Below are 18,662 nucleotides of genomic sequence, written 5' to 3' on the forward strand. Positions count from 1 at the left end.
AAAAAAATCATCATCGGTCGTGGCCTATCCGCCATCCGCCACAAGGATGGCCACCAGGCGTTTCTATGGGAGCAGTTGTGTGCCCGTTTCACCGAGGACGATATGATGGGGAATGGTGCAATCTTCGCGGCGGTCACTAAAGATGATATGCAAAACATAGTGATTTTGTGCCCACCGCAGCCGTTCATTACTTGCGCCCAAAAGCATTTGGTTCCGCTTCACGATGAGATCGGCACCCTAACCCACCAAATCCAAAACCTCCGCCGAACGCGCGATCTACCTCTTCCGCGTCTACTTTCAGGTAGGTTCCATATCAGGACAAATACGCTCGTGGATGATGAGCTGTTCATAAAATTGATTCATCGAAGGTTTGCTCGTCTCTGTTGACACGGGTGGCGGTGATAGTGGGGTTGACTATCCGCCGTCGACCTTCCGAACTGAGTGCCATTCCTCGAGTCGGCAAGCTTTTACCTCGATTTATCCATGTTTGTCGTAGCCTTTCCGAGTTTTGGAGTTTTATAAAAGGCAAATATAGTTCGTATGCGGAACGGAGAGAGTTTCTCCGTAATGAGTTTGATCCATTGCTTTCGATGTTAGAGCAAAAAAATGGGCCACCGTCTGATTCATCTATAACGAACTCCATCCAATTGAACGGATCAAGTTATGTTTGGGAAATATGGCAAAAGGCATTGGAGCGGAGGTCCGCTGATGCGGAGGGGGCAATTACAGCAGCACGCACGTTGGTGGAATCTGTATGTAAATATATTCTCGACGCCGCGGGTGTCCCCAACGAAAGCAACACGGAATTGCCCAAACTCTATGCGTTAACGGCAAAACAACTCAATCTATCTCCAAGCCAGCACACCGAACAGTTGTTTAAGCAAATCCTCGGCGGTTGCCAGAGCGTCGTTGAAGGCTTGGGGGCTTTGCGAAACCGGCACAGCGATGCACATGGAAAGGGCGCTGGCAGGGCAAAAGTCGCTCCGCGTCACGCGGAGTTGGCGGTCAACCTCTCCGGGGCAATGGCCGCGTTTCTTCTTCAAACCTGGGAGGCGCGGAAAAAATAGTGACAAGACAAGCCCCAACTTCTCATCGAACGCGTGTCCTGCTTCTCCCGATGTTGTTGCGGGGGAAAGGGCTTCAATGACTTCGGCAAAAGATGATTTCCCGATCATTTCTATTGATCCCGCGTGGGTTTTAGAACAGGAAGCCTTGGGAACCAAGGAGAAGTTTTGGTATCGGGAGAGTGACGGGGCACAGATTGGTTGTTCAAGTATCCTCAGAGGGATACGGGGCAGCATTGGGCGGAGAAGGTCGCGGCGGAAATTGCTGAGATGATCGGCATTTGGCATGCCAAAGTGGAGTTAGCAATCTTTCAAAACGAAAAAGGATCAGCCACGGCAAGCTTCGCTCGAGATGGGCGGAGTCTTATTCATGGGAACCAACTTTTGGCGGGGCATCTTCAAAATTACGAAGTAGAGAAACGGTTCCAACAATCTAGCCACACGTTGGATAACATTTTTCTGGTTTTGGAAAACATCTTCGTTCCTCCCGAATTCGCCCGAAGGATGAAGGAGCGCTTTGCCGATTACATCGTTCTGGATGCTTTGATCGGAAATAATGATCGTCATCATGAGAATTGGGGAATTTTGAGAAAAATAACATCGGCGACCCGATGGGAGGGTTATTTGGCGCCATCTTTTGATCACGCATCTTCTTTGGGAAGGGAACTGAGGGATGAAGGGAAAAGACTGCGGTGCCGCAAAAATTTACTAAAGGAAAAAAAGATTGCCGACTATTCGGAGATGGCCAGCGGCATTTTTGGCAGGACACAAACGTCGGTTTGAGTCCCTGGAGGTATTGCGGCGCAGTTGTAAGAGAACCGGATCTTTTTGAAGGTGCCTTGAACAAGGCAAGCGCCCTTGATATCGCCGTTATCGAACGTATCGTCGAAAGAATTCCAGAAGATTGGATGTCGCTTTTGGCTCGTACGTTTGCCAAGGAACTCACATGCTATAATCTAGGTGAAGTCAGGAGCTTGATCCCATGAAAGCTAAAACACTGTTCCTCGCATGGCAGGACAGCTCGCGCACTCGCCGGTGGTTCCCGATCGGGAAGTTGGATGTCTTTCCCCACCCGTCCCAATATAAATTTTCCTACACGAAAGGCGCGCAGATTGCTCAAAGCGAAGTGGGATTTAAAGCGTTGGATGATTTCCCGAAATTTGACCAGGTATATAAATCGGGGGAGCTCTTCCCACTTTTCCAAAATCGAATCATTGCGCCGACACGTCCAGATTTCAAGGAATACTTAACCCACCTTGACTTAGCGGGCACTTCACCGGATCCTTTGGAAATTCTTGCCGTGGGCGGGGGGTATCGGGCAACGGACAGTTTTGAAGTTTTCCCACGGCTCGAAAAAGCTCCCGACGACTCGTTTCGGTGTCGCTTTTTCTACATGGTGGCCGTCACATCAATGATTCGGCCCGAAATCGCCTCGAAAGCCTTGTCCCCAACGAAGAGCTTTATGTCACACTGGAATTAACAAATCCTGCGACTGGCTTGGCGGTCCAATTGCATACAACAGATTACCACATGGTCGGCTGGGCCCCGCGGTATTTAGTTAAAGACCTGCTTATGGCAATGCAGGATGCTCCCAACTATAAGGCAAAGGTCGTGAGAGTTAATCCCGTTCCAGCGCCTTCGAAACAGCGGGTACTGGTAGAGTTGACTGGGTTTTTGCATGAACACGAGCCCATGAGTTCGGATGACTTCCAGCCATTGGTGAATGCTTAATAGTCTGTTGCTCACGCTGTACAAAAAACCGTGAGGGAACACGCCTCACGGTTTTTTTAATTCCTTAACGTATGCCCCAACCCTTTTCGGAAGACCAGATTGTTGAACAGCCTGCCGTAGGACTTTTCAGCTCGTTGGGTTGGAGGACAATTTCGGCCACTGATGAATCGTATGGCCCCGAAGGCATTCTCAAACGAGAAACCAAGGGTGAGGTGGTTTTGTTGGCCCGCTTACGCCCGGCGCTCATTTCTCTCAACCCCAGTTTGCCCTCGGAAGCTATTGCCTCCGCGATCGATCAGATCACCCGCGATAGGTCCGCCATGAACCTTGTGTCTGCCAATCATGAGGTTTATCAGCTTCTCAAAGACGGTGTTCCTGTTTCAATTCACGACGTTGAGCAAGGTGGTCAGAAGGAAGAGAGGGTTCGCATCGTGGATTGGGCTCAACCTGAAAACAACGATTTCCTTTTGGTTAGCCAATTCAGCGTCACCGGCCCGCTCTATACCTGCCGACCGGATTTGATCGGTTTCGTTAACGGTCTTCCGTTCGTTGTCATAGAGCTAAAAAACCCCGGTGTTCCCGCCCGGGCGGCCTTTGATGAAAACCTCACCCACTACAAGCAGCAGGTTCCGGCTCTCTTCTGGTACAACGCTCTGATGATCGCTTCCAACGGCACCGATAGCCGCGTGGGTTCGTTGACGGCGGATTGGGATCGTTTTTTCGAGTGGAAACGGGTTGAGCGGGAGGGGGAAACACGCCGGGTATCTTTGGAGGTCATGCTTCGGGGACTTGCGATAAAGCCCGGCTTCTGGATTTGGTGGAGAACTTCACTCTTTTTCAGAGCATAAGACGGGGCTGGTCAAGGTTCTTGGGCAAAATCACCAATATCTTGGTGTCAACAACGCCATCGCCGCCATGCTGGAAGCCCGCAAGCAGGGGCACGGGCGTGGGGGCGTCTTTTGGCAAACCCAGGGAAGTGGCAAAAGCTTTTCCATGGTATTTTTCTCCCAAAAGGTCATGCGCAAGTTTCCGGGGAATTGGTCCTTTGTGGTGGTCACCGATCGGGTTGAGCTGGATGATCAGATCGCCAAAACCTTTAAATCAGCCGGGGCTGTTAGCGAGGACGAAGGCAAGAAGTGCCATGCCTCAAGCGGGGGACATTTACGAGAGCTTTTACGCGGGAACCATCGCTACGTTTTTACCCTCATTCACAAGTTCCAAACGCCGGAGGTGCTTTGCGACCGGCCGGACGTGATCGTCCTGACGGACGAGGCCCACCGTAGCCAATACGACACCCTGGCGCTGAACATGAGGGCGGCCCTGCCCAAGGCTCTTTTTCTGGCCTTCACTGGCACCCCGCTCATCGCCGGGGAGGAGCGCACCAAAGACGTCTTCGGCGATTATGTGTCGATTTACGATTTCCAACAGTCGGCCGAGGACGAGGCGACGGTCCCGCTCTTCTACGACAACCGCACGCCGGAACTTCAACTCGTTAATCCGGACCTAAACGAAGATGTTTACAAACTGGTCGAACAGGCGGAGCTCGATCCGGATCAGGAAGGTAAGCTTGAGCACGAGCTAAGCCGCCAGTACCAAATCCTCACGCGGGACGATCGCCTGGAAACGGTGGCGAAAGATATCGTGCGCCACTTCCTTGGGCGTGGGTTCATTGGCAAAGCGATGGTGGTGTCGATCGATAAAGCCACCGCCCTGCGCATGCACGACAAGGTTCGCAAACATTGGGACGCGGAAAAAGCGCGGGTTGAAAAAGAGTTGAGCCGGCTCGGGTATCTCCCGAAGGACGAGAGAGCGGCGATGGACGCACAAAAACAAGAGGCTGCCCTTAAACGTCGCTTAGAAATACTTTCCACCACCGACATGGCGCTGATCGTTTCCCCCGGCCAGAACGAAATTGCCCAAATGCGCTCTTTGGGCCTCAACATCGAGTCCCACCGCAAACGCATGAACGAGTCGGAACCACCGTTGGATGAGCGTTTCAAAGATACGACGGACCCCCTTCGCCTGGTGTTCGTTTGCGCCATGTGGTTGACCGGTTTTGATGCTCCGAGTTGTTCAACCGTTTACCTCGATAAACCTATGCGCAACCACACGCTAATGCAAACTATTGCCCGAGCCAACCGGGTCTTCCCCGGCAAACACAGCGGAGTCATCGTGGACTACGCTAACGTTTTTGCTTCTCTCGAAAGAGCCTTGGCCATATACGGTGCCGGGAAGGATGGCAAAAGCCCAGTAAAAGAGATGAAGGCCTTGGTTAACACCTTGCGCCAGGCCGTTCGGGAAGCGGCCGAGTTTTGTGCCGCCAAGCGCGTCTCGCTGAACGATATTGGAAAGTTAACCGCCGGCGGTTTGGACCGTCTGCAAGCCGTCGAAGACGCTGTGAATGCATTGATCTCACCGGAATCATTGCGTCGAGATTTCTTTGCCCATGAAAGGCTTGTCGGCACGCTTTACCATGCGGTTAAACCGGACCCGGCTGCTCTGGAGTTCTCTGCACAGGTGGCTTGCCTTACTGCTTTGGCGGGGGCGATGCGTGCCAAGCTGAACCCCAACCCACCGGATATTTCCAGCGTCATGGAAAAGATCAGCATGCTTTTGGACGATTCCATCACCGGGATGACAATCCGGGAGCAAGGGTCCCCACCGCTGGACCTTTCTAAGATAAATTTCAAGGCGCTTGCCCAACGATTTAATCGGTCAAAACACAAGAACACGGACCTGGAAGTTCTGAAGGCGCTAATCCGTGCCCAAATGGAGAAGCTGATACGCTTGAATCGAACTCGGGCAAATTTTACCGAAAAGTTTGAAGAACTGATTGAGAGCTACAATTCCGGAAGTCGAAACATTGAACAGCTTTTTGAGGAGTTATTTAAATTAAGCAATAGTCTGACTGAGGAAGAAGAACGTCACGTTAGGGAAAATCTTAGTGAGGAAGAACTTGCAATTTTTGACATTCTTACCCGCCCTGCTCCCACGCTTAGCACCGCCGAGCGGGCCGAATTAAAGAAAGTCACGCGGGCCCTGTTGGAGTCCCTCAAGCGGCTTCTCGTCCTGGATTGGCGTCAAAAACCCAGCGCTCGATCAAAAATAAAAGTAGCTATTGAGAGCGCTTTGGATTCTGGTTTGCCACGCGCATACCCTCCTGATCTTTATCGTAAGAAGTGCGCCATCGTTTTCGAACATATCTGTGAAAGCTACCCGCAGCAGGGAACAAGCATCTATACCGTTGCTGCTTAACCCCTTCGACTTGACTGTGTGTAATGCAAGATGCCACACTACATCCAGATGGGCCGAACAAGCCGGAACCCCCGGGTAAAAGCGGTACAAATCCGCATGACGGAAGAGGAAGTCAAGACCTTACGGGATCTTGCCAAAAATGACCGGCGCAGCATTTCCAATTTTGTGCGCTGGCTGATTGAAAAAGAGGCAAGGAAAACGTAGTGGATTTTTTTATATTTATACGTGGTGCTATATGCACTACGTAATGAGAAGGAGTCCTCAAAATCTGTGTTTAAAACGGCATACGGCTTGACGAACATTGTCGAAACGCAAAACCGGCGGACCCGACCGCCACGTTCCACGTGTCGGCCCGGTTCCGCCAAGAAATTCAAAACCGCGCGCGCCTGGACCGGGAGGGCGAGGGCAAGACCTTCAGGGCTTGGCCTTCTCCAGCTAACGGAGCAGGCCGCCCAGCGGGGGCGGGTGAAACGGAGCGCAGGGGCGGCGGCGTTCTAGGCCGACGCGGCGGAGCGACCCGGTTTGGGGGGGGGTGTCGAATCAGGCGGAGCGGCGACCGTCCTATCCCTCGGGTGACCAAGCGAGCCGGGCGGCGGCGGGGGTTCTCCTGCCGACGCGCGGCGAGCGCCCCGGGGTGGAACGATTAACCGAAGTGCCCGGCGCAGGGGTTTTCCAGGGAGGTCGAATCAACCGGAGCGGAGACTTCTTTCTTTTCCAGCCCCAGGCTTACGGGTTTCCAGGCTCGGGTTTTAATGGGACAGCGCGGCGATGACAGAGCGACGCGCCATCACCGCACGCCGTTGTCCCAGCGTTGCGCCGCGCGGGGAGAGTTCCGCCCGCGATAGCGGTCGACGGTCAAAGGGAATGGTCGAATGACGGAAAAGAAACGGAGCGGGGAGAAAAGGAGGGCCCTTCGGCCGACGATGTGTTGGCTGAATCGGCAGACAAGGCCCCACAATCCGGGTCCTGCCCGCAAGGTAGGGCGCGGCTTCCTGCGCCGCGCCAGGGCCAAGCCTTGGGGTGGCCCCCAAGGCCAGCGGGGCCGCAATCGTGGTCGCAATCACACCGAGGGTTCAATCCCTCCCCTTGGGTTCCGGCAGGTAATAGTCCCCGGTCAGGCGGTAGTTTTCCCAGTATTCGTGCGCAATATTGGGGAACGTCAGTGGAACAATGGTTGGACCCGTGTCGGTTTTTCCGCCATTTGCTGAAATCACAAACTGTGGCAAAAGAGCCCAACGGATCCCCTCCGCTGGGCTTTTTTGTTTTGACCGAATTCTGTCCCAAACCGTCCGAGCCGGGTCGTCCCACTCCCAAATTTCCAACCAAAGCGGTGGAATTCGTCTGATCGAACGCGCTCCGCGCGACGGGGCGGGAGTCGCTCCGAATGTCGCTAACGTCGTCGGAAGAAACACCGCCATTTGCGCCCGGGGTCCGTCCGCTTTTGCCGCCCGAGAAGGAACCGAAGGCGTAGTCCACGCGGACGCTCCTTTTGGAATAGTGAATCCGCCGAATCCCCCGCCGCACCGCATACACTTTTTCTATCCCAACACCGCGCGCAACCCCAGGGAGGTGGCCCACTCCCGTCACCCTCGCCCCCACGGGGCAAGGGTCCAATGGTTCCCCACTCCGACTCGCCCCGCCGGGGCAAGCCATGAAAATCAAACTGGGGAAAAATATCGGCCCGAAATTTCCTACAATGCAACAAAATAGGAGGTGTTCATATGTATAGTATTGCCCCGGAACCTTCTGTCATTTCCTCCGTCACCAAGTGCGCTATCTACACCCGCGTTTCGACGGATTTACAGGCGGAAGTTGTGTTTAACTCCTGCGAAGCCCAGGAGGACCGCATCCGTTCTTTCATCGCCAGCCAAGCCGGTTTCGAAGTGGTTAAAGTTTATTCCGATCCCGGCTACAGCGGAGCAAACACGGAGCGTCCTGGGCTTCGGCAAATGGTCGACGACATTCGGGTTGGGCTCATCAAAATGGTGATCTCCTATAAAATCGACCGCCTGACCCGCTCGCCCAAAGATTTCTACGACCTCATTGAACTTTTTGAAGCCCACGGGGCATCCTTTATTTCCGTCACGGAACGCTTTGACACGTCGACGCCGTCGGGCCGACTTTTGCGCAATATCATGCTGACCTTTGCTCAGTTCGAACGCGAGCTGATTTCCGAGCGCGTTCGTGACAAGTTGATCCAGCGGGTTAAGCGCGGTCTCCATGGGGTTGGTTCGCCGCCCTTTGGTTATGTGAAGAATGAGAAGGGTGTCCTGGTTTTTGATTCTCCGCGCGACGCGCACGTGGGGCTGATTTTTGAAACTTATCTCAAGACTCGCTCGATCCGCGCCATTCTCAAAACCCTTCGGGGAAAAGGAATCCTTTCCCGAAAAGGGAAACCTTTTTGCGATTCGGCCATTTGGAACCTGTTAAGGAACCAGGTTTACACGGGCAAGATTGTCCACCGGGGACCACTTATCCCGGTCAACATGAGCCCATCGTTAGCCCGGAGCTGTTTAACGATGTCCAACGCTTGATGGCCGAATCCCCTCGTCAGACGGCCAATCCCGATAACCACTTGCCCTTCGCCGGGATTGTCCGCTGCCAGGAGTGTGGAAGCGCCATGAGCGTCGCGTTCACCAACAAACAGAACAAAGGGGGGAAGAAGAAATATTTTTACTACCGGTGCGGCAGCGTGGGGCACAAAGGCAAAGACGCTTGCCGCACCAAACAGATCGGTGCGGATCGTTTGCACGACATGGTCTATAAAAACCTGATCCGCCTTTCGGTTGATGGGGAAAACCTGAAAAATCTCGTGTTTTCGCTGAAAAATCAAACCCGTGGAGAGTCTGGAGAGGGATTTGAACCGTTACAAGATTTACAACGTTTGACGCCCCAAAACCTTCAAAAAGACCTTACGGCATATATAAAAACATGTGCGCGCAAAACCGGGATTGAAAAAGTGTATGCGGTGCGGCGGGGGATTCGGCGGATTCACTATTCCAAAAGGAGCGTCCGCGTGGACTACGCCTTCGGTTCCTTCCCAGGTGGCAAAAGCGGACGGGACACGTCCCCAATGGGCGCAAATGGCGGTGTTTCTTCCGACGACGTTAGCGAATTTCGGAGCGACTCCCACCCCGTCGCGCGGAGCGCGTTCGATCAGACCAATTCCACCCCTTTGGTTGGGAATTTGGGAGTGGGACGACCCGGCTCGGACGGTTTGGGACAGAATTCGATCAAAACAAAAAAGCCCAGCGGAGGGAATCCGTTGGGCTCTTTTGCCACAGTTTGTGATTTCACAAATGGCGGAAGGGGAGGGATTTGAACCCTCGAGGATCTTGCGACCCTACACGATTTCCAGTCGTGCCGATTCAGCCGCTCTCGCACCCTTCCAAAAGGAAAAAAAGATCAATGAAGTGGTGCGATAGCGGCGAGCCGCTCAACGCGCCCGGCGCTACGTGGAGCGGAGGCCCCCGCTGTAAGTCGGCGGTCCGAAAGACCGCCGAAGGCCACCGCGCACCCTTCCATCGGGAATGCGGGCCCTCTGGGCCCGCCGATGGTCCCAAGGCTCTGCTCTTGGGGCCAAAGGAAAAAAGATCAATGAAGTGGTGCGATAGCGGCAAACCGCTTGACGCGCACCCTACGGAAGGGAAGATTTTACCTTTTTAAACGGATAATTCGATGGATCGCGTGATTCTTCATCTCGACATGAACGCCTTTTTCGCCTCGGTGGAACAGCGGGAGAACCCCGCTTTGCGGGGGAAGCCTGTGGTCGTCGTGGGGGGCCTCGGCCGTCGGGGAATTATCCTCACGGCGTCCTACGAAGCCCGGCCCTACGGGATCAAAACGGGGATGCTCCTTCATCAAGCCCAGGCCCTGTGCCCGACGCTGGTTCCGGTGGCGGGGGATTTCCGAAAATACGTTGAGGCTTCCAAAATGCTTTTTCCTCTCCTGGAACGCTTTACGGAAAAAGTGGAAATGACCTCCTGCGACGAGGCGTTTATGGACGTCACGGAAGCCCGGCGCGCGCCGGATTGGGACCAGGCCCTCGAGACGGCGGCGGCGGTCCAACGTTTGGTCTTGGACGAGCTGTCCCTCCCCTGTTCGATCGGGATCGCGCCCAACAAGTTATTGGCCAAATTGGCCTCGGACATGAAAAAACCCCGGGGGCTGACGCGGATTCGTCCGACGGAGGTGGAGAGTCTTTTGGCCGCTCTTCCGGTCGAATCCCTTTGCGGCATCGGGCCCCGGATGAAGAAAAACTTGGAGGCGATGGGCGTTCGAACCTGCGGGCAGTTGGCGGCCATGGATTTCGAAACCCTCTACACGCGTTTCGGCGCCTGGGGCCATTGGCTGAAACGCATGGGGCAAGGACGGGACGACGCGCCCGTGGCCCGGGTGGACGCGGTGGACACGGTCAAATCCGTCGGTCACGCCACGACCTTCCCCTCCAACACCCGGGACCCGGACGTGTTGAAGGGCTACTTGATGTTTTTGTCGGAGAAAGTCGGCGCCCGGGCCCGGCGCTACGGGTTGGCCGGGCGGGAAGTGGCGCTCACGGTGCGGGACGCGGATTTTAAAACCCGCACCCACCACCGGGCTCTGGGGGAGGCGATTATGACCGACGAGGCCATTTTCGCCGCCGCCGCGGGGCTGTTGGCGGAAAAGGAACGCCTTGAAAAACCCATCCGACTGGTCGGGGTGTGCCTCGCGCGCCTGGAACCCCACACGGGCCAAGCTTCCCTCTTTACGGAGTCGGATCGCCCCCGGAAGCTGGCGGAAACCCTGGACCGATTGAACGCCCGCTACGGCAAAGGCACCGTGGGCCGGGCCCGGTCCGCTCTGGCCAAAAAGCACGGCGTCTTGGCCCCGCCGGTTCCCCCAGCCCTTCGCGCGGCGGATTGACGGCCATTGAAAAATAAAAAAGGAGGGGTATACACAAGGGGGGGGTCTCTTGCGCCGACGAACGTCCAAAGGTTTCACGTTAATTGAACTGATGCTCGTGGTGGCCATCATCGGCCTCCTCACGGCCATCGCCCTGCCCAAATTCGCCGGCCTTATCCAAAAGGCCCGCGACGCGGCCGCGAGGGGAGGGCTCGGAACTCTTCGTGCCTCGCTTCGGATTTACATATTGGACAACGATGGGAGGTATCCTTGGACCTATGGGGAATTGGCGCCAAAATATTTAGATAAATGGCCTTCCATCAATCTTACCCACCATGACGGATGGTCGCGTGGGCTCGGCGATGGGCCCTTTCCTTGTTGTGCAATGGTCGCGCTTTTTCAGCCGTCGACAATGGAGGATGCTTTGGTTCAAGCCCACGTGACGGAACTCCACCCCTTCTGGCCAGCGCCATGGGGCAACTACCAATTTGTCGCATTACAGGACCCGACAAGGACTTTCAATGTGGATGCGGCTTTTACGGTCCTTTGCACCCATACGGACGCCCGGGGAGTTCTTTGGTCGGAATATTGAGCGGAAATGGCCCGCCGGAACTCCAGGGGAAATACGTGGACTTGGATAAAATCCATTTTCGTTCCCCCGGCTACATCCACACGCCTTCCCTCACTCGGCCCGGGGGCGCCACCATCGGCTTCGAAAGCTTTGGGCCCGCCCGGTTCTCGACCCCATCGTGCCGGATCCGAAGTGCCGGGTGGGGGTCATGAAAAAAAATGGATTCACCCTGATCGAATTGATGCTGGTGGTGGCCATCATCGCCTTGCTGGCGGCCATCGCCCTCCCCCAATTCGCCAATCTGATCGAAAAATCCCGGGAAGCCAGCAACCGAGGCAACATGGGGACGGTCCGAAGCGCGCTGGAAATTTATTACGTGGACAACGACGGCATTTATCCGCGCTACGCCATGGGCCCCACCTGCTGGGGAAACGGCACACTGGAACTCCAGGGGAAATACGTGGACTTGGATAAAATCCATTTTCGTTCCCCCGGCTACATCCACTCGCCTTCCCTCACTCTTCCCGGGACCGCCATCATCGGCTTCGGAAACTTCGGGCCCACCCCGGTTCTCGATCCCATCACGCCGGACCTTTGGTTGCCCCAGTACGACTATTACGCCACGGGCCCCATCGGCTGCGGGCCGGTCCCCCTGGCCCGGGTGGGTTTTTATTGCACCCACACGGATTTGTCGGGACGGACCTGGAGCACGTGGTAAAAAAGACCGATCGGGGGAATGGATTTTCCGATGGTCCGGCCCGAGGCGGGTCGGACCGGCGTCAGAAGAGGTAGCGCCCCGCGTCGGGAACGAAGGCGTTGGGCAGATGGGCGATTTCCTCGCCCGATAGGCCGACCACGTCGAAACGCAAGGGACGGTCCGCCAAACCCCGCACCTTGACGAAATCCAGGGCCGCTTTGGCCACCCGGGCCTGCTTGGCGCGGGTCACGAACTCCTCCGGCCGGCCGAAATCCGTCCCGGACCGAGCTTTCACCTCGACAAACACCACCGTCGCCCCCTCTTCCATCACCAAATCCACTTCGCCGAATCGCGTGCGGTGGTTGGCCGCGAGGAATCGAAACCCCTTTTTCTCCAAATGGCGGCGGGCGGTTTGCTCGGCCCGCGCGCCGGGCGATATTGTCGGGGCGCGGCGAAACCAGCGCGTCAAGGGATGGCCTCGCCGGTCCAAGCTCGGCCCCCATTCGCACCGGGCTTTGACCCGTGCGAATACGGGAGGCTCTTTTTATCCAGGCGGTCCCTCCGCGTCAGTTGGGCGAACACGTCGGGGGCAGGGGGAATTGGGGGGACAGGGTGGCCCGGACGGGGGCGAAACTTTTCCGATGCAGGGCGCAGGGGCCGTGCCGTCGAAGAGCCTCGGCGTGATCCGGGGTGCCGTAGCCTTTGTGGCGGTCGAACCCGTAGGCGGGGTATTGGCGGTGGGCGTCGGCCATCCAGCGGTCCCGCGTCACTTTGGCCAGTACGCTGGCCGCCGCAATGGAGGCGCTTAACCCGTCGCCCCCCACGACGGTTTTTTGAAGTCGGGCGGGAAGTTGGGGAATGGTTTGATTGCCGTCCACGAGGATGAGGGACGGCGCGGCGCCCAGCTTCTCCACCGCTTCGGCCATGGCGCCCAGGGAGGCTTTCAAGATGTTTTTCGCGTCGATGATTTCCGCCGAGGCGAAAGCCACCGCGTGAAACAGGGCTTCGGACCGAATGAGATCGTAGAACCGGTCCCGGGCGGCGGGCGTCATTTTCTTGCTGTCGTTCAATCCGGTCCAATCGGTTTCGGGCTTGAGGACCACGGCGGCGGCCACCACCGGGCCGGCCCAGGGGCCGCGCCCGGCTTCGTCCACCCCCGCCAAAATAAAAAACCCCTTTTCGCGCCAACCGGAATCGAACGCGAAAAGGGGTTTTGACACGAAACGATGTTAGCGCGTAGCGGCGGGCTCCAGCGGGGCGGGTCCGGCGTTCTTGCCTTCCGCCGCTTTGGCGACGGGGGACGCGATTTCTTCCTCGATGCGGGCGGCTTTGCCCGTGAGGTCCCGGAGGTAATAAAGTTTGGCGCGGCGCACTTTGCCCGAGCGAAGCACCTTGAGGCTTTCGATGCGGGGGCTGTGGAGCGGAAGAGTCCGCTCGACGCCCACGCCGAAGGACATTTTGCGCACGGTGAAGGTCGAGGCGATGCCGTGGCCGCGTTTGCGGATCACGACGCCTTCGAAGGCCTGAATACGCTCGCTCTCTCCTTCGACGATCTTGATGTCGACGCGAACGACGTCGCCCACGCGGAAGGCGGGCGGGTTCTTTTTCAAAAAGGCGCTTTCAACTTTTTCGAGAATGGGGTTCATGGCAATCTCACTTTTTAATTTTCAATAAATCCGGCCGCTTCTTTTTGGTGGCCGCCGCCGAGGCGGCTTCGCGCCAGGCGGCGATGGCTTTGTGGTCCCCGCCCAAAAGAACGGGGGGCACTTTCCGTCCGCGCCAATCGGCGGGCCGGGTGTAGTGGGGGCAGTCCAACCGTCCCCGCCAACCGTCGGCGAAGGAATCCCAGGCCAAACTGTCGGCTTCCTTCACCGTGCCCGGAATCTTCCGCACGACCGCGTCCACAACCGCCATGGCGGGAATTTCCCCGCCGGTCAAGACGACATCCCCGAGAGACACTTCGAGGTCGATCCACTCAAAAATTCGTTCGTCCACGCCTTCGTAATGCCCGCAAATCAACGCGAGGCGTTTCTTTTTCGCCAGCCGGTCGGCCAGGGCTTGGGTGAAGGGGCGTCCCTGGGGCGACAAGTAAATCACAAAAGGTTTGGTCCGGCCTTTTCCCGTGGCCCCGATGGATTTCAAGGCCCGGTGGAGCGGCTCGGCCTGAATCACCATCCCGGGTCCGCCGCCGTAGGGCCGGTCGTCCACGGTGCGGTGCTTGTTGTCGGCGAATTCGCGAATGTCGTGGACCCGAAGGTCGGCCAGGCCCTTAATCCGGGCCTTGCCCAGCAGGCTTTCGCCGAACGCCCCCTCGAACATCCGGGGGAACAGTGTCAAAACGTCAACGCGCACGGTCCACGCGTCCGCCGGTCGCCCGGCCTTACTCTTCCAAAAGCTTGATGTCGATGCGCGCGTCGTCCGCGCCGAAGGCCGCGTTGGCCACGATGCGGAGCGAGTCGATGGTTTTGCCGCGTCGGCCGATGATTTTGCCCCGGTCCTCGGGGGCCACGCTCAACTCGACGGTCCGTTCGGCTTCCGCCCAGCGGGCGTGAACGTCGTCCGGCCGTTGGACCAGATTTTTCGCGACGGACAGAACCCAGTCGAGGGCGGACGGCATGGGAAAAAAGAGCTTAGTTGGCGGCCGCGGTGGCCCGGGGCGCCGATTCGGACGGGACCAGGGAACCGGCGTTTTTGAGGGCCGTGCGGAGGGTGTCGGACGCCTGGGCGCCTTGGGAAAGCCAGTATTTGAGGCGCTCGACGTTGACGGTGATCCGGTTGGCTTTGTCCTTGGGGTGATAATGGCCGAGGACTTCCAATCCGGCGGCATCGCGGGCCTTGCGGCTGTCGATGGCGACAATGCGGAAATGGGGCGTTTTCGGGCGCCCGACTTTTTGAAGACGAAGGCGAACCATGTGTGTGGGATCCTCTCGATTAAATTCGGGTTATTTTACCTCAGGGGGAGACCCCCTGTCAAGCGAAAATCCCCCGAAATTCATAAAATGGCGCGCCATGGACGCCACGCTGAGAGACGACGTTCGAACCCTGACCACCTGGTTGGGCCGTATCATCCGGGAACAGGAGGGGGAAGCCTTTTTTACCAAATTGGAGCGACTTCGCCAATTGGCCAAGGCCACCCGGACGCGTCCCGGCGCCTCGCCCCGGGCGGCCCTACGGGTTTTCGTTGAACGCTTGTCCGCCCGGGAGGCCCAAAGCATGGCCCGGGCCTTCACGCTCTATTTTCAGCTGGTCAATCTGGCCGAGGAGCACCACCGGTTGGAACGCCTGCGCGCCCGGGAGCGGGATTCCGGGGCCCCCCCTTTGTCCATCGAAAAAGCCCTCGAAAGTTTTCGGCGGGCGGGCGTGTCCCGGGCGCGCGTCGCCCGGGCCGTGGCCGACCTTCGCCTGGAGCCCGTGTTTACCGCCCACCCCACCGAAGCCAAGCGCCGGGTGGTCCTTCGCCACCTGCTCCGCGTGGCCGAATTGTGGGAGGAGCACCGGCGGGCCGACCGGTCGCCGTCGGAGCGGCGTCGGTCCGAAAACGCCCTGCTGGAGTCCCTGGAAGCCCTTTGGCAAACCCAACCGGTGCGCCAGCGGCGCGTGACGGTGGAGGACGAAGTGCGGAACGTCCTTTTTTTCCTGATCGGCACGGTGCCCCGGGCGGCGGCGGATTTTTGGGACGCTTGGACGGAGGCCGCGGCCTGCCTCGCCCCCGGCGCGGCGCCCTCTCCCCGGCTTTTGACTTTTGGAACCTGGGTGGGGGGGGACCGGGACGGCAACCCCTCCGTCACCCCCGACGTGTCCCGATGGGCCTTGGCCGAACAACGGCGAACCGCCCTGGCGTTTTACCGGACGGCGGTGCGGGACCTTCAATCCCTGCTGACCTCCTCCGCCTCGGCCGCCCGGGTGGACCCGGCGGTGGTGAAATCCTTGAACAAAGACCGGCGGGCCCTCCCGGAGCTGGAGGACCGCCTCCGTCATTGGGAACGGGGGGAATACTACCGCGCCAAGCTTTGGGCCGTGGAGGCCCGTCTGGTCCGGGCCCAATCCGGGGACAAAGGCGGCTACCCGGGCCCCGCGGGGTTGGTCGACGACTTGGTTCTCCTTCGACGGAGCTTGGAAAAAAACGGGGGCGCCCGCACGGCCCACGGCGCGCTCCGGACCCTGGAGCGCCAGGTCCGGCTGTTCGGTTTTCACCTGGCCCGGCTGGATTTTCGCCAGCACAGCGGTCGGGTGCGGGCCGCGGCCGAAGCCCTGGCCGGCGGGCGGCCGACGACCGCCGAATGGCCCGCCCGGGTGGCGGCGGGCGCCCCGCGGGCGGTGCCCCGGATCGCGGGCGACGGGTTGGCCCTCCGGGAGATGGAAACCCTGGCGGAATTGCAAAAAATCCATGGAACGCGGGCCGCCGACCACTACATTTTGTCCATGACGGGCTCCGCCGACGACCTGTGGGCGGCGCTCTTTTTGGCCCGGCGCGCGGGGCTCGTCCGCCGGGAGGGAAACCGTTGGCGTTCGACGGTGGACATCGTCCCGTTGTTCGAGACGGTGGAGGACTTGTCCCGGGCCCCCGCGCTGATGGCGGCTTTGTGGCGTCACCCCTTGTATCGGCAAATCCTGGACTCCCGGGGCGGGGCCCAGGAAATCATGCTCGGGTATTCCGATTCCAACAAAGACGCGGGGTATTTGGCCGCCAATTATCATTTGTATCGCGCCCAGGACGCCCTGGGCCGGGCCGCGGAAAAAGCCGGCGTCCGCCTGCGGTTCTTTCACGGGAAAGGCGGGACCATCGACCGGGGCGGGGGTCCGGCGCACCGGGCCATTTTGGCCGCGCCGCGCTCGGTTCCCGGGGGGCGGCTTCGAATCACCGAGCAGGGCGAGGTGATCGCCTACAAATACGGCCGCCCGGCGGTGGCCCGGCGGAATTTCGAGCAAATGGCGAGCGCGGTGCTGACCGCGGAGCTGATGCCGCCGGGGGCCGCCCTCTCGACCGCGCGACGGTCGGTCTACGAAGGGGTCCTGGGCGAAATCGCCGAGGCCTCCCGCCGCCACTACCGGGCGTTGGTGTACGAGACCCCGGGCTTCGCCGATTACTTCGCGCAGGCGACGCCCATCGATTTGATCGCGCGGGTGGAAATCGCCAGCCGGCCGGTGTTTCGAAGCGGAAAAACCAAGGAAGGATCGCCGCGGGTTGCCGCGGCCCCGTCGCTCGCCGACATGCGCGCCATCCCCTGGGTTTTTTCCTGGACCCAATCCCGAAATCTTCTTCCGGCGTGGTTCGGCGCCGGGAGCGCCCTGGGAAATTTTTTAGAGGAAAAGGGGGCCTTTGGGCGGGGGGTGCTCGCCGACATGTACGCCCGGTGGCCTTTTTTCGCGGCCTTGCTCGACAACCTCGAGCTGTCCTTGGCCAAGGCCGACTTAACCATCGCCGAGGGCTACGCGGCGCTGGTCAAGGACCGTGGTCTTCGATCCTCGATCTTTGAACGAATCCGAGAGGAGCACCGACGAACCGTCAGCGCCCTTCGGTCGATCACCGGGCACGCCTCGCCGCTGGAGCGGTCGCCGGTCCTTCGGGAATCCATCGCCCTGCGAAATCCCTACGTGGACTCCCTGAGCGCTCTGCAGACGCGTTTCTTGCGTTTGTGGCGGGACCCTCGTCGGTCGCCCGCGGAGCGGGAGAAGGCGCTCGGCGTGCTGCTGGTCACCCTCAACGGGATCGCGGCGGGCATGAAAAGCACGGGGTGATTTTTGTCCGGCCCTGCGTGGGTCGGGGAGACGAAAGGATTTGGTCCGGTTCGGGGAAAGCCGACGGACGGCTTACCAGGGTTTGGGGCGGCCCTCGCCTTCCCAGGGGATTTCGAGGGATTTGTTTCCCGGGTCCCGCCAGACGGCTTCGAGCATCCATACGCGGGGGTGGCCCAGGAAGGCAATTTGGGGGAGGGCCACGTCGGTCAGGGCAATCCGGCGGGTGGGGTAAAAAGAGTTGGTGCAATACAGGAGAAGCCGCGACTTCGTGCTCGGGAGGATCGCGGCCAATCGTTCCTGGGTGATGTCGGAACCCAAATGAACGGCGCCCGCGACGTGCCCCCGGTCGAATTCTTCCCGGGTTCGGAGATCGGCCACCACGACGTCTTTTTCGCCCCGCCATTTGCGAAACTCCCGCAGCGTGGCCGTGTGTTTTTTGTAATTGAAGGACGCCACGAAACGGGCGTAATCCTGGGGCGTGGCCGGTTTGACGGGCGGATTGGCGTCCCGAGGGTCGGCGAGCGGCCGGTCTTCCGGAAGCGGCGAGGGGGAGGCGGCCGCGAGCCACAACGGCGCCGCCATCAAGGCGGCCAGCGCTCCCATCGAACCCCGGTGTCTCATGGGAAAATCATACACCCTTTTCCGACCTTCTTCAAAAGGAAAGCGCTCCGCTCCCCGCTCGGTTTGACGGTTCTTGCCGCCTTTGGTAGACTGGTGCGGGTCC

Annotated in this window: 15 protein-coding genes, 1 tRNA gene and 2 pseudogenes; 10 read left to right on the top strand and 8 right to left on the bottom strand. The window is 58.8% G+C overall.

Annotation, left to right across the window (positions count from 1 at the left end):
• The first annotated feature begins 361 nt into the window (after positions 1–361).
• From IPP68_11910 to IPP68_11935, 6 genes and pseudogenes are all read left to right on the top strand, one after another.
• Positions 362–1,067 (top strand): annotated as a pseudogene (locus tag IPP68_11910) (abortive infection family protein).
• Positions 1,068–1,265: 198 nt separating this feature from the next.
• Positions 1,266–1,847, top strand: coding sequence for a HipA domain-containing protein (locus IPP68_11915; GenBank protein ID MBL0351058.1), 582 nt, complete (start codon positions 1,266–1,268; stop codon positions 1,845–1,847).
• Between the two features lie 199 nt (positions 1,848–2,046).
• Positions 2,047–2,544, top strand: a complete 498-nt coding sequence (locus IPP68_11920; protein MBL0351059.1) for a hypothetical protein — start codon at positions 2,047–2,049, stop codon at positions 2,542–2,544.
• Positions 2,545–2,866: 322 nt separating this feature from the next.
• Positions 2,867–6,050 (top strand): annotated as a pseudogene (locus IPP68_11925) (type I restriction endonuclease subunit R).
• 1,721 nt (positions 6,051–7,771) lie between these two features.
• On the top strand, positions 7,772–8,584 hold the full coding sequence (locus tag IPP68_11930; GenBank protein ID MBL0351060.1) for a recombinase family protein: 813 nt from the start codon (positions 7,772–7,774) through the stop codon (positions 8,582–8,584).
• Complete coding sequence (locus IPP68_11935; protein ID MBL0351061.1) at positions 8,581–9,372, top strand: recombinase zinc beta ribbon domain-containing protein; 792 nt, start codon at positions 8,581–8,583, stop codon at positions 9,370–9,372. The genes IPP68_11930 and IPP68_11935 overlap by 4 nt, the downstream gene beginning before the upstream one ends.
• Here the strand turns inward: IPP68_11935 and IPP68_11940 are convergent.
• Positions 9,351–9,440, bottom strand: a tRNA-Ser gene (locus tag IPP68_11940). The genes IPP68_11935 and IPP68_11940 overlap by 22 nt on opposite strands.
• 297 nt (positions 9,441–9,737) lie before the next feature.
• On the opposite strand from IPP68_11940, the gene dinB reads away from it, so the two are divergent.
• The 3 genes from dinB (at position 9,738) to IPP68_11955 (ending at position 12,220) form a co-directional block, all read left to right on the top strand.
• On the top strand, positions 9,738–10,952 hold the full coding sequence (gene dinB, locus IPP68_11945) for a DNA polymerase IV (protein ID MBL0351062.1): 1,215 nt from the start codon (positions 9,738–9,740) through the stop codon (positions 10,950–10,952).
• A gap of 91 nt (positions 10,953–11,043) precedes the next feature.
• Positions 11,044–11,523, top strand: coding sequence for a hypothetical protein (locus IPP68_11950; GenBank protein MBL0351063.1), 480 nt, complete (start codon positions 11,044–11,046; stop codon positions 11,521–11,523).
• Positions 11,524–11,710: 187 nt separating this feature from the next.
• Positions 11,711–12,220 (top strand): type II secretion system protein, encoded by a 510-nt coding sequence (locus IPP68_11955; GenBank protein MBL0351064.1) that lies wholly within the window; start codon positions 11,711–11,713, stop codon positions 12,218–12,220.
• A 61-nt stretch (positions 12,221–12,281) separates the two neighbouring features.
• Here the strand turns inward: IPP68_11955 and IPP68_11960 are convergent, their stop codons facing one another.
• From IPP68_11960 to rpsP, 6 genes are all read right to left on the bottom strand, one after another.
• A complete protein-coding gene (locus tag IPP68_11960; protein MBL0351065.1) occupies positions 12,282–12,638 on the bottom strand; it encodes a YraN family protein in 357 nt (118 codons plus the stop codon).
• 127 nt (positions 12,639–12,765) lie between these two features.
• Entirely contained in the window at positions 12,766–13,419 is a 654-nt protein-coding gene (locus tag IPP68_11965; GenBank protein MBL0351066.1) for a ribonuclease HII, read from the bottom strand.
• Positions 13,420–13,428: 9 nt separating this feature from the next.
• Entirely contained in the window at positions 13,429–13,845 is a 417-nt protein-coding gene (gene rplS / locus IPP68_11970) for a 50S ribosomal protein L19 (GenBank protein ID MBL0351067.1), read from the bottom strand.
• Positions 13,846–13,852: 7 nt separating this feature from the next.
• The gene (gene trmD / locus IPP68_11975; GenBank protein ID MBL0351068.1) at positions 13,853–14,551 is read right to left on the bottom strand and encodes a tRNA (guanosine(37)-N1)-methyltransferase TrmD; all 699 of its coding nucleotides are present in this window, start codon (positions 14,549–14,551) and stop codon (positions 13,853–13,855) included.
• Between the two features lie 28 nt (positions 14,552–14,579).
• Positions 14,580–14,816: a KH domain-containing protein gene (locus IPP68_11980; GenBank protein ID MBL0351069.1), complete on the bottom strand. Its 237-nt coding sequence runs from the start codon at positions 14,814–14,816 to the stop codon at positions 14,580–14,582.
• A gap of 13 nt (positions 14,817–14,829) precedes the next feature.
• Positions 14,830–15,111 (bottom strand): 30S ribosomal protein S16, encoded by a 282-nt coding sequence (gene rpsP / locus IPP68_11985; protein MBL0351070.1) that lies wholly within the window; start codon positions 15,109–15,111, stop codon positions 14,830–14,832.
• 97 nt (positions 15,112–15,208) lie between these two features.
• Here rpsP and IPP68_11990 point away from each other — a divergent pair, with 97 nt between their 5' ends.
• On the top strand, positions 15,209–17,938 hold the full coding sequence (locus tag IPP68_11990; GenBank protein ID MBL0351071.1) for a phosphoenolpyruvate carboxylase: 2,730 nt from the start codon (positions 15,209–15,211) through the stop codon (positions 17,936–17,938).
• Between the two features lie 72 nt (positions 17,939–18,010).
• Here IPP68_11990 and IPP68_11995 read toward each other — a convergent pair whose 3' ends face one another.
• A complete protein-coding gene (locus IPP68_11995) occupies positions 18,011–18,559 on the bottom strand; it encodes a rhodanese-like domain-containing protein (GenBank protein ID MBL0351072.1) in 549 nt (182 codons plus the stop codon).
• Between the last annotated feature and the right edge of the window lie 103 nt (positions 18,560–18,662).

The organism is Elusimicrobiota bacterium (genome assembly GCA_016722575.1).
Taxonomy (GTDB): Bacteria; Elusimicrobiota; Elusimicrobia; order FEN-1173; family FEN-1173; genus JADKIY01.